Source organism: Variovorax sp. GW821-FHT10C12 (assembly GCF_059415405.1).
This window is the reverse complement of sequence record NZ_JBWKNE010000001.1, coordinates 2,599,058-2,611,146: the sequence shown is the minus strand read 5'-3', so window position 1 is coordinate 2,611,146 and position 12,089 is coordinate 2,599,058. Positions and strand designations below refer to the sequence as shown.

9 protein-coding genes are annotated in these 12,089 nt (G+C 69.7%); all 9 read left to right on the top strand.

What is annotated here, in order from left to right; genetic code table 11:
• Nucleotides 1–1,110, top strand: a complete 1,110-nt coding sequence (locus AC07OH_RS12270) for a CaiB/BaiF CoA transferase family protein (RefSeq protein WP_495300832.1) — start codon at nucleotides 1–3, stop codon at nucleotides 1,108–1,110.
• Nucleotides 1,111–1,170: 60 nt separating this feature from the next.
• Nucleotides 1,171–3,933 carry a winged helix-turn-helix domain-containing protein gene (locus AC07OH_RS12265; RefSeq protein ID WP_495300831.1) on the top strand — a complete coding sequence of 921 codons (2,763 nt, stop codon included), beginning with the start codon at nucleotides 1,171–1,173 and terminating at the stop codon, nucleotides 3,931–3,933.
• A gap of 140 nt (nucleotides 3,934–4,073) precedes the next feature.
• Entirely contained in the window at nucleotides 4,074–5,012 is a 939-nt protein-coding gene (locus AC07OH_RS12260; RefSeq protein WP_495300830.1) for an SDR family oxidoreductase, read from the top strand.
• A 45-nt stretch (nucleotides 5,013–5,057) separates the two neighbouring features.
• The gene (locus AC07OH_RS12255) at nucleotides 5,058–6,629 is read left to right on the top strand and encodes an acyl-CoA synthetase (protein ID WP_495300829.1); all 1,572 of its coding nucleotides are present in this window, start codon (nucleotides 5,058–5,060) and stop codon (nucleotides 6,627–6,629) included.
• Entirely contained in the window at nucleotides 6,626–7,468 is an 843-nt protein-coding gene (locus AC07OH_RS12250; protein WP_495300828.1) for an enoyl-CoA hydratase/isomerase family protein, read from the top strand. The genes AC07OH_RS12255 and AC07OH_RS12250 overlap by 4 nt, the downstream gene beginning before the upstream one ends.
• 19 nt (nucleotides 7,469–7,487) lie before the next feature.
• The gene (locus tag AC07OH_RS12245) at nucleotides 7,488–8,675 is read left to right on the top strand and encodes a lipid-transfer protein (RefSeq protein WP_495300827.1); all 1,188 of its coding nucleotides are present in this window, start codon (nucleotides 7,488–7,490) and stop codon (nucleotides 8,673–8,675) included.
• Nucleotides 8,676–8,731: 56 nt separating this feature from the next.
• Nucleotides 8,732–9,733 carry a Bug family tripartite tricarboxylate transporter substrate binding protein gene (locus AC07OH_RS12240; RefSeq protein WP_062474026.1) on the top strand — a complete coding sequence of 334 codons (1,002 nt, stop codon included), beginning with the start codon at nucleotides 8,732–8,734 and terminating at the stop codon, nucleotides 9,731–9,733.
• Nucleotides 9,734–9,810: 77 nt separating this feature from the next.
• Nucleotides 9,811–10,782 carry a Bug family tripartite tricarboxylate transporter substrate binding protein gene (locus AC07OH_RS12235; RefSeq protein WP_495300826.1) on the top strand — a complete coding sequence of 324 codons (972 nt, stop codon included), beginning with the start codon at nucleotides 9,811–9,813 and terminating at the stop codon, nucleotides 10,780–10,782.
• Nucleotides 10,783–10,908: 126 nt separating this feature from the next.
• The gene (locus tag AC07OH_RS12230) at nucleotides 10,909–12,048 is read left to right on the top strand and encodes an acyl-CoA dehydrogenase family protein (protein ID WP_492736280.1); all 1,140 of its coding nucleotides are present in this window, start codon (nucleotides 10,909–10,911) and stop codon (nucleotides 12,046–12,048) included.
• Nucleotides 12,049–12,089 lie beyond the last annotated feature (41 nt).

Here is a 12,089-nt window from a genome sequence, read left to right as displayed (position 1 = left end):
ATGGGACCCTTGCAAGGAATCAGGATCGTGGAGCTTGCCGGCATCGGCCCGGGCCCCATGGCCTGCATGCTGCTGGCCGACCTGGGCGCCACGGTGCTGCGCATCGATCGCACCGAAGCGGCCGACCTGGGCGTCAAGCGCCCGGCCAAATACAACCTGCTGCTGCGCAACCGCCAATGCGCGATGCTCGATCTCAAGCAGCCCGCGGCCGTCGAACAGGTGCTGGAACTCGTGGAGAACGCCGACGTGCTGATCGAGGGGTTCAGGCCCGGCGTGGCGGAGCGCCTCGGGCTCGGTCCTGAGATCTGTCTCGCGCGCAATGCGCGCCTCGTGTACGGCCGCATGACAGGCTGGGGCCAGACCGGTCCGCTCGCCCATGCGGCCGGCCACGACGTGAACTACCTCGCGCTCACCGGCGCGCTGAACGCCATCGGCCGCAAAGACCAGGCGCCTTCGATTCCCCTGGCCCTGGCCGGCGACATGGGCGGCGGTGCGCTCTACCTGGTGATGGGCGTGCTCGCGGCGCTGCTGGAGGCGCGCAGCTCCGGCCAGGGCCAGGTCGTCGATGCCGCCATCGTCGACGGCGCGGCCTCGCTGGCCACCTCCTTCTACGGCCTGCACGCCGCGGGCTTGTGGGACGAGCGCCGCGGCACCAACATCCTGGACACCGGCGCGCCGTTCTACGAGGTCTACGAATGCCAGGACGGCGGATGGATCTCGGTCGGCCCGATCGAGGCGCGCTTCTATGCGCAGCTGCTGCAGAAGCTGGACCTCGATGCCGCAGCGCTCGGCGACCAGCACGACCGCGGCGCATGGGCACAGGCCAAGGTGCAGATCGCGCAGCGCTTCAAGTCGCGCACGCGGCAACAGTGGTGTGACCTGCTCGAAGGCAGCGATGTCTGCTTTGCGCCGGTGCTGTCCTTTGCCGAGGCGCCGCAGCATGCGCACATGAAGGCGCGCGGCACTTTCGTCGAGGTCGAGGGCGTGGTGCAGCCGGCCCCGGCGCCGCGCTTCAGCCGCACCGTGCCCGCCATGCCCAGGGCGCCCCAGGAACGGCCGGACGCCGACCTCGCCGCCATCGCCGCCGAATGGCGCACCGCGCGACGCTGACTTGCGCATCGGCGCTCCATACTGCGGGGAGTCTCTTCCTTCGTGTCCATGGATGAATCCTTGAACCCCAGCCTTGCGACGGTGCCGGAGCGCAGGATCGAACCGGTCGCCAGCACCAAGCTGCTTCCGCCACGCCCGTCGCGCCGGCTGGTGCCGCGCGACGCCTTGCAGGCGCGGCTGCTGGAGGCCCGGCGCCAGCGCTGCGTGGTGGTGCAGGGGCCCGCGGGCAGCGGCAAGACCAGCACGCTGGTGGCCTGGCGGCAGGCCCTGCTGGCGCTGGACTTCGACGTCGCCTGGCTCTCGCTGTCCGCCGAAGACTGCGAGCCGACACGCTTCTTCGACTGCTTGCTGGCCAGCATCGGCGAGGTCGATCCCGACGCTGTGCGCGAGGCGGCGCTGCTGATGGGGCGGGACAGCGACGAGTCGGCGCTCGAGCATGCCGTGATCACGGTCGTGCAGGCCATCTCGTCGCGCTCGCGGGAGCTGGTGCTGATGCTCGACGACCTCCAGCACCTGGAGGACGCGCGCATCTTCCAGGTGCTGCAATGGCTGCTCGACTACGCACCACCGCGGCTGCACCTGGCCTTCGCTTCGCGCACCGCCTTGCCGCTGTCGTTCGCGAGGCTGCGCTCCCAGGGCCTCGTGAGCGAGTTCGACCTGCGCGACCTGCGCTTCACCGCCGAGGAAACCGAGCGTTTCCTGCGCGAGCAGCTGGCCAGCATCGACAAGCGCGACGTGCAGGTGCTGCACGAGCTCACCGATGGCTGGGTGGCCGGCCTGCAGCTGTTCGTGGTCGACATGCAGGCCAAGCGCGGCGCCCCGTATGCCCGGGTGCAGGTGCGCGACGCGCAGGCCTTTGCCAGCTACTTCGAAGGCGAAGTGCTGGCGCACCTGCCGCCCGATGAGCTGGCGCTGCTCACGCGGCTGGCCCTGTGCAACCGTTTCTGCGCCTCCCTGTGCGCCGCGTTGCTGGTGCTGCCGCACGCTGGTGCGGACATGGCGTTGCGGCTGGCGCGCCTCGATAGCGAGAACCTGTTCATCAGCCAGGTCAGCAGCCACGACCGCGAGACCTGGTATCGCGTGCATCCGCTGCTGCGCGAGATCCTGCTGGCGCGTCTGGAAAGGCTGCCGGGCGAGGAACGCGGTGCGCTGCACGGCGCGGCCTGGCGCTGGTTCGAGGCGCACGGGCACTTCGACGAAGCCGTGCGCCATGCGGTGCTGGCGGGCGATGCGCACGCGGCAGCCGACATCGTGGAGGCCTGCGCGCCGGACCTGCTGGCCCGGGGCGAACTGACCTCGCTGGGCGGCCTCATGCGGCGGCTGCCGACGACCCAGGTGCAGGCGCGCTTCGGGCTGCGGCTCGTGGCGGCCTACCTGCGCCTGTATGCGCGCGACATCGAAGCGCTCGAGGGCAGCATCTCGCAGCTGGAGGCGGAATTCGACACGCTGGACGCACTGCAGCGCCGGGGTCTCACGCTGCTGCGCGGCGGCCTGGCCCTTCAGCGCGACGACACCGAGACCCTGCTGGCGATCGCGCCGCAGCTCGAAGCCATTCCCGACGACGCGCAGGCCATCTTCGCCGGGCGCAACCACCTGCTGGCCTGGATGCACATGTACCGCGATGCCTACGCCGAGGCCCGCGCGCTGCTGGAAGAGGCCGCGCAGCAGCACGGCGTCTCGACGGGGCGCGGCCTGATCGCGCGCTGCCTCGCCGGCATGAGCTTCGCGCTCGAAGGCCGCATGACCGAGGCGGAGCACCTGTTCCGCGCGGTCCTGCAGGAGGCGCAAGGGCACGGCGCCGCCCGGATCGGCGTGGCCAGCATGGCCGCGGGGCTGCAAAGCGACGTGCTCTACGAGTGGAACGAACTCGAGGCCGCCTGCAGCCTGCTCGAGCCTCGCATCGAGGTGCTGGAGCGCGCCTCGATTCCCGATGCCGTGCTGCGCGCCTTCGTCGTCCTGGCGTGCGCGCACTGGCTGGCGGGCCGGCGCCTCGAAGCGCTCGACCACCTGGACCACCTGGAGGACTACGCCGTGCGCCACAGCCTGGACCGCCTGCTCGCGCATGCGCTGGTCCTGCGCCTGCGCCTGTACCTCAAGCAAGGCGAGACCGCCCAGGCCGACCAGGTGTTCGAGCGCATCAAGGTGCTGAACGTGCGCCATGCCGATGCGGGCCAGGGCACGGCCGCCGAAACCTGGCGTATCACCGAGCGCGCGCGCGCCGACATGTGCCTGCACTGGAACGACTTCGACGGCGCCGTCGATTGCCTGAAGCCCCTCGTGGCGTGCACCGAATCGGCCGGCCGCTTGCGCATCCTCGCGGCCCTTCGGCTGCAACTGGCCATCGCGGAGTCGGGGCGCGGCAACCCGCGGCCCGCGCGCGAGCAGGCGATCGAAGCCTTGCGGCTGGGCCATCGGCTTGGTCTCGTACGCAGCCTGCTGGACGTATCGGCAAACGTGCCGTCGCTGCTCGATGCGCTGCTGGCGGATGCGGCGCTCGACCCGGTCCTTGCGTTCTACGCACGGCGGCTGCTGGACGCGGCCGCGGCCACGCGACGCGCACGCGCGGCCGTCCGCATGGCAAAGAGCGCCGCAGCCGAAGGCGTGGCCGTCGACCTGCTCAACGAGCGCGAGCGCGAGGTGCTGGACCTCGTGGCGCAGGCCATGCCCAACAAGAAAATCGCTCGCGTGCTGGGCGTCACGCCCCACACCGTGAAGTGGCATCTGCGCAAGATCTACAGCAAGCTGGGCGTCGCCGAGCGCGACGAAGCGGTCGCGCGCATGCGCGATCTCTCGCTGGTCCGGGAAACCCCCAGGCCGCACTGAACACCGGCTAGCCATCGCGGCTAGTGGCTCGCGGCCTTCGGCTTCGCATCATCGATGCATGCGACAGCGCCTGTCAGGCGACTGCCGCTGCGGACCGCCCGGTCCGGCACATCGATCCCAGCGAAACGAAAGGAATGGAGATGCAACAGCTCTGCAAGGACCGCGTGGTCGTCATCACCGGCGCCGGCCGCGGCCTCGGCCGCGAATACGCACTGGAATTCGCGCGCCAGGGCGCGAAGGTGGTCGTCAACGACCTGGGCGCCAGGCCCGACGGCACGGGCGCCATGAACGGTCCGGCTCAGGAAGTGGTGGCCGAGATCCGCGCGATGGGTGGCGAGGCCGTGGCCAACACCGACGACGTGTCCGACTGGGAGGGCGCCAGGCGGCTGATCGAGGCCGCGATCACCGCGTTCGGCGGGCTCGACGTGCTGGTCAACAACGCCGGCATCCTGCGCGACAAGACGCTCGTGAACATGGACATCGACGATTTCGACGCCGTGATCCGCGTCCACCTGCGCGGCACCTTCGCGCCGATGCGCCATGCCGCCGCGTACTGGCGCGAAGAGGCCAAGGCCGGCCGACCGCGCATGGCGCGCGTCGTCAACACCAGTTCGTCGTCCGGCCTGTACGGCATCGTCGGGCAGACCAACTATGGCGCGGCCAAGGCCGGCATCGCCAACATGACCATCGTCGCGTCGCGCGAGCTGGAACGCTATGGCGCGACGGTCAATGCGATCTACCCGACCGCGATGAGCCGCCTCACGGAAGACCTGTTCAAGAGCGGCCAGCTCAACCCCAAGGCACCGGCCGGCGCCGCCGGGTTCGACCCGCTGGACGCGGCGAACGTGGCGCCGCTGGTCGTCTGGCTGGGCAGCGTGCATTCGGGCGCCGTCACCGGCCGGGTGTTCGGCGCCAAGGGCGGGCGCATCACGGTGGCCGAAGGGTGGCGCGCCGGTCCTCATGTGCAGAAGGACAGCCGCTGGACCGCAGCCGAGCTGGGCGAGGTGTTGCCCGGCCTCGTCGCGCGCGCGGCGCCGAACGCCGACCTGAGCGGCCAGCTGAACGCGTCGAACGCCTGACATGAACAAGGACTGCGGACACCGGTCCGCGCGAGGAGGCTCCGCATGAAAACGGCGAACTACCTTGGCGACTTTGCCGCCCTGACGCCGGACAAGCCCGCCGTCATCAACGGCAGCAGCGGCGAGCGCCTCAGCTACCGCGAACTGGACGAACGCTCCAACCGGCTCGCACAGGTGCTGCACGCGCAGGGCCTGCGCCGCGGCGATTGCATCGCGATGCTGCTGGAGAACCACATGCGCTGCTTCGAGGTGGCCTGGGCCGCCTTCCGCTCGGGGCTGCTGCTGACGGCGGTCAACCGGTTCCTGACGGCGGGGGAGGTGGCCTACATCGTGGAGGACAGCGGTGCGCAGGTGCTGATCTCCTCGGTCGCGATGGCCGGTGTCGCGGCCGAGCTGGCCGGCACCACGCCGCACTGCGCGCGGCGGCTGATGATCGACGGCGTCATTCCCGGGTGGGAGTCCTACGAGCAGGCCGTGGCCGGCGCGCCGGCGCAGCGGCTGGCCGAGGAGTGGGTGGGCGGCACGCTGCTGTACAGCTCCGGCACGACGGGCCGGCCCAAGGGCATCGTGCGCGCGGCGGCCCGTGCGCGCTTCGACGACGACGTGGCCGACCCGCGCCTGATGATGATGCACCGGTACAAGTTCGACGCCGGTTCGGTCTACCTGTCGACGGCGCCGCTGTACCACGCAGCCCCGCTGTCCTATGCGACCAACACGCACTTCTTCGGCGGCACCGTGGTGTTCATGCCCAAGTTCGATGCGGTCGAGTCGCTGGCGCTGATCGAGCGTTACCGCGTCACCCACAGCCAGTGGGTGCCGACCATGTTCATCCGGTTGCTGAAGCTGCCGGATGCATCCCGCGAAGCCTTCGACCTGTCCAGCCACCGCGTGGCCATCCATGCCGCGGCGCCGTGTCCCGCCGAGGTCAAGCGCCGCATGATCGATTGGTGGGGCCCGATCGTGGTGGAGTACTACGGCGGCAGCGAAGGCAACGGCCTGACCTCCATCGACAGCCGCGAAGCGCTCGCGCACCCCGGCTCGGTGGGCCGTGCCGTGCTGGGCGTGCTGCGCATCTGCGACGACGACGGCAACGAGCTTCCGGCGGGCCAGGACGGGCTGATCTATTTCGAGCGCGACAAGCTGCCCTTTCACTATCACCGCGACCCCGGCAAGACCCGCGCGGCCCAGCATCCACGGCACCCGAACTGGACCGCGATCGGCGACATCGGCCACCTGGACGCGGACGGCTACCTGTACCTGACCGACCGGCTCTTCTACATGATCATTTCGGGCGGGGTGAACATCTACCCGCAGGCCATCGAGGATGCGCTGGCCCTGCATCCCAGCGTGCAGGACGCCGCCGTGATCGGCGTGCCCGACCCCGAGATGGGCGAGGCCGTGAAGGCCGTCATCGAGCCCGCGCCCGGCGTGGCGCCCACGCCGGCCTTGGCCGAAGCGCTCATCGCCTTCCTGCGCGGCAAGGTCGCGAGCTACATGTTGCCGCGCTCGGTGGACTTCATCGACGAGATGCCGCGCCTTCCCACCGGAAAGCTCTACAAGCGCGCGCTGCGCGAGCGCTATGCCAAGCCTGAACTGAACCAGGAGCCACAGACATGAACGACACCACCGAAACCCTGCGCGCGTCGCAGTTGCGCATCGAAGGCGGCATCGCCGAACTCAGTCACCAGCGCCCGGCGCTGCGCAATGCGCTGTCGACCGAACTGCAGATGGACTACGTCGACGTGATCGCGCGCGTCGAGAGCGACCGCGAGATCCGCGTGCTGCTGATCACCGGCTCGGGCGGCAGTTTCTCGGCCGGCGGCGACGTCAAGTTCATGCGCGAACGGCTGACCGACCCGAACGTGGCGACGGCGGACTACATGCGCAGCCGGCTGCGCAAGGCGCACCAGTGGCTGACCCGCCTGCGCGAACTCGAGGTGCCGGTCGTCGCCGCGGTCGACGGGCCGGCCTACGGCGCGGGCTTCGGCCTGGCCCTGCAGGCCGACTTCGTGCTCGCGTCGACGCGTGCGGTGTTCTGCGCCTCGTTCGCGCGGCTCGGTGCCGTGCCCGACTTCGGCCTGCTGCACACGCTGCCGCGCATCGTGGGCCTGTCCCGCGCGAAGGAGCTGATGCTGACGGCGCGCCGCCTGGGCGCAGAGGAGGCGCAGGCCTGGGGCCTCGTGCATGCAGTCCATGCGGACGATGCGCTACAGGCCGAGGCGAGGGCGTTTGCGCAGCGCCTGTGCGCAGGCCCGCGCGAGGCGGCCGGCATGACCAAGAACCTGGTCAACCGGAGTTTCGAGACCGACTGCGCCGCGATGTTCACGGCCGAGGCCAGCGCGCAGGCCGTGGCCATGCAGACGCCCTACCACGCCCAGGCCGTGGCCGACTTCGCGCGCGACGGCGCCTTCCGCTACGACTGGGACCGCATGGCGGCCGGGCGGTCCACCTCCTGAATCGCGAAGGAACAACCGCATGACTGACAACGTTCTGGTCGCCGGCGTCGGCATGGTGCCTTTCACCAAGCCCGGCGCGGGCCCCAGCTACCTTGAGATGGGCGGCGATGCCGTGCGCCTGGCGTTGGCCGACGCCGGCATCGGCTACGGGCAGTTGCAGATGGCGTTCGCCGGCTATGTCTATGGCGACACCAGTTGCGGGCAGGGCGTGCTGTACCGCGTGGGCCGTACGGCCATCCCCGTGTTCAACGTCAACAACGCCTGTGCCACCGGCTCCAGCGCGCTCTACCTGGCGCGCGCCGCGGTACAGAGCGGACAGGTCGAGTGCGCGCTGGCACTGGGCTTCGAGCAGATGCAGCCGGGGGCCACGCGCTCCAACTTTCCGGATCGCCCGATCCCGCGCGGCGACGTGCTGCCGATCCAGGACGCGCTGTGCGGCGATGCCGGCGAGATCCCGCGCAACCTGGTGACCTTCGGCGGCGCCGGCCGCGAGCACATGCGCCAGTACGGCACCCGGATGTCCACCTTCGCCGCGATCCGCGCCAAGGCCAGCCGCCATGCGGCGAACAACCCGCTGGCGCTGTTCAGGAAGGTCGTGACGACCGAAGACGTCATGAACGACCAGGTCATGTGGGAGGGCGTGATGACCCGCATGATGGCCTGCCCGCCCACCTGCGGCGCGGCGGCTGCGGTCGTCTGTTCGCCCGCGTTCGCGCGGCGGCACGGCCTGCGCACCGACGTCGCGATCCTGGCGCAGGCCATGGTCACGGACCCGCAGGAGTCCTTCGAGCCGCCGACCATGAAAGGCTTCGTCGGCAGCTACATGGCGCAGCGCGCCTCGCGTGCGGTCTACGAGCAGGCCGGTGTCGATCCGCGGGACATCCCGGTGGTCGAACTGCACGACTGCTTCGCGCACAACGAACTGCTGAGCTACGAATCGCTGGGCCTGTGCCCCGAAGGCGGTGCCGAGCAGTTCGTGCTGGACGGCGACAACACCTACGGCGGCCGTGTCGTCACGAATCCCTCCGGCGGCCTGCTGTGCAAGGGCCATCCGCTGGGCGCCACCGGCCTCGCGCAGTGCTACGAGCTCACGCACCAGTTGCGCGGCACGGCGGACCGACGCCAGGTCGAGGGTGCGCGGCTGGCGCTGCAGCACAACCTGGGCCTGGGCGGCGCCTGCGTGGTCACGCTGTACGGCAGGCATTGAGTTTTCAGACGGTTCCCGTCGTTGCGGCTTTCCGACTTTCACCAGGAGACAAGACCATGTTCACGCACTCGCAAGATGCCACCACCCTGCACCGGCGGGTCCTGCGGCTCAGCCTGTGGGGGGCCTTGCTGGGCCTTGCCGCATCGGCGACGGCGCAGCCCGCGGCTTACCCCGACCGGCCGGTGCGCATCGTGTCGGTCAGCGGCGCGGGCACCGGGGTCGATGACTTCACCCGGCTGGCCGCCAAGTACCTCAGCGACAAGACCGGCAAGTCGTTCTATGTGGAGAACCGGCCCGGCGCCAACAGCATCCTGGCGTCGGACCACGTGGCCAAGGCGGCGCCCGACGGCTACACGCTGCTGCTGGCGGTGGCCAGCGCCGTGGCCGCCAACCCCTACATGTTCAAGAGCCTGCCCTACGACGCGAACAAGGACCTGCTGCCGATCGCGCGCATGTCCGTGGTCCCCATCGTGGTGACGGTGCCGGCCACGTCGCCGTACCGCAGCCTGGACGCCTTGCTGGCGGCCGCGCGCGCCCATCCCGGAAAGCTCAGCTATGGCACCAGCACATCGGGCTACAAGGTCATGACCGCGGCGATCAACGGCCTGGCGAAGGTCCAGGCGCTGGACGTGCCCTACAAGAGTTCGTCGGGCATGCTGCCCGACCTGCTCGCCGGCACCATCGACTACGCGATGCTGGAGGTGTCGCAGGCCGTGCCGCAGGTGGAAGGCGGCAAGCTCCGGGCACTGGCGGTGTCGAGCCCGGTGCGCGTTGCGGCGCTGCCCGATGTGCCCACGCTGGGCGAACTGGGCCTGGGCGATGCCACCCTGACGAGCTGGCTGGGCCTGTTCGCGCCGGCCGGCACGCCGCGGCCCATCGTGGACAAGCTCTCGCTGCTGGCCGTGGAGTTCGTCGCGTCGCCTGAAGCCCAGGCGCATTTCGCGCGGCGCGGCACGGCGGCCTACCCGGCGGCCTCGGCCGAGTTCACGAAGGCCATCCGCGAAGACCAGGCGCGCTGGAAGCACTACATCACGACCACGGGCCTTCAGCCGGAGTAGCGCGCCGGCGGCCCTTTCGCGTTCGACCTGTCCGTCTTGCCATCTGTCCGGACCGTGCGTCCGGCGAGGAACCCGCCATGCACCGCATCCAGACCTTCGTGCTCGCCGCCGCCCTGGCGTGCAGCGCTCCGGGCTTCGCCCAGGGCTTTCCGACCCGTTCCATCACCATGGTCGTGCCCGCGCCGGCCGGCGGCGCGTCGGATGCCATTGCACGCTCGCTGGCCGACGCGATGGGCAAGGCGCTGGGGCAGGTCATCGTCGTCGACAACAAGCCGGGCGCGTCAGGCATGCTGGCCACGCAGCTTGTCGCGCGTGCGCCCGCCGATGGCTACACGCTGCTGGTGACGCACACCACGCCCATCTACTACGCGCACCACACCTTCTCGAAGGTGCCCTACGACGTGCGCAGGGACCTCGCCTTCGTGACGCACATCTGCGATGCGAGCCTGGTGCTGGCAGTGCACAAGGATGTGCCTGCCAGGAACATGACGGAGTTCATTGCATGGGCCAGGTCCAACAAGGGCAAGGTCAGCTACGGCTCCTATGGCGTGGGCTCGTCCGGGCACCTGATGAGTTCCTACCTCGGCGAATCACGGCAACTCGGCATGTCGCATGTGCCCTACAAGGGCGAGGCGCCCATGATCCAGGACCTCATCGGCGGGCACATCCCCTGGGCCTTCGCCACGGCCGGCTCCCTGTCGCCGCACGTCGCGAGCGGCCAGTTGCGGCCGCTGGCCGTGGTGGGCGAGCAGCGGCTCGACGACCTGCCGGGCGTGCCGACGCTGATCGAGGCCGGCTTTCGCGACCCGGAGTTCAAGATCATCGGCGGGCTGACCATGATGGTGGCCGCGGGCACCCCGGCGCCCGTGCTCGCCCGCCTGGAGAAGGAGGCGAGGGCGGCCATTCAAACCGTGCAGCTCAGGGCACGGTTCCAGGTCTTCGGCCTGATCGGCGTTGGCAACAGTGCCAAGGAGGCGCGCGAAGGCTTTGAAGCCAGCGGGCCGGTCATCGAGAAGCTCGTGCGGATCTCGGGCGCAAAGATGGACTGAATGCGTGCGCCGACTCGCCATTACGGCTAGTGAATCTTGCGCGGCGAGTGGCGATCATGAACCCCAGGGCGGCCCAGTTTCCCAACGCCGCAGTTCCATCAACAGACGCATCGAGAGGAGCTCCCAGTGGATGTGAATCGCACGGTCTTTCGCGAAGACCACGAAATGCTCAGGCCCAGCGCACAGCGCTTCTTTGAACGCGAGTGCGTGCCGCGCCAGGCGGCGTGGGACCAGGCCGGCCGGATCGACCGCGAGACCTGGCTCAAGGCCGGCCGCGAGGGCCTGTTGTGCGTGACAGTGCCGGCCGAGTACGGCGGCGGTGGCGGCGACTTCGGCCATGCGGCGGTGGTGCTCGAAGAGGTGCACCGCGCGGGTGTGTCGGGCGCGGGGTTCTCGCTGCACTCCGACATCATTGCGCCGTACATCGTGCGCCTGGGCACCGAAGCGCAGAAGCAGAAGTGGCTGCCCGGCATCTGCCGCGGCGAGCAGATTCTGGCGGTGGGCATCACCGAGCCGGGCGGCGGCTCCGACGTGAAGGCGATCCGCACCACCGCCGTGCGCGACGGCGACGACTACGTCATCAACGGCAGCAAGATCTTCATCAGCAACGGCCTGAGCTGCGACATGGTGCTGCTGGTGTGCAAGACCGATCCGGCCGCCGGCGCCAAGGGCGTGAGCCTGATCATGGTCGAGGCCGACCGCGCAGGCTTTCGCCGCGGCCGCAAGCTCGACAAGGTGGGGCAGCCCGCGGCCGACACCGCTGAGCTGTTCTTCGACAACGTGCGCGTTCCCGTGGCCAATCGCCTGGGCGAAGAGAACCAGGGCTTCGCCTACCTCATGCAGGAGCTGGCGCAGGAGCGCCTGATCATCGCCCTGTATGCCGCTGTTGCGCTGGAGCGCCTGCTCGGCCTCACGCTCGAGTACGTGAAGGACCGCCGGGCCTTCAACCAGACCGTGTGGGACTTCCAGAACACGAAGTTCAAGCTGGCCGACGTCAAGGCGCAGTCGGTGGCCGTGCGCACCTTGGTCGACTACTACCTGGGCGAACACCTGCGCCGCAAGCTCAGCGTGCAGGAGGCAGCCATCGCCAAGATGTACGCCACCGAGGCGCTGTGGAAGTGCCTGGACGACATGGTGCAGCTGCACGGCGGCTACGGCTACATGCTGGAGTACCCCATCGCACGCGCCTTCACCGACTACCGCGTCTCGCGCGTGGTGGGCGGCGCCAACGAGGTCATGCGCGACCTCATCGCACGCAAGTTGTAGGCGCAGCGCTGCCCGCAACTTTCCTTCCTTCTTTCCCCTTT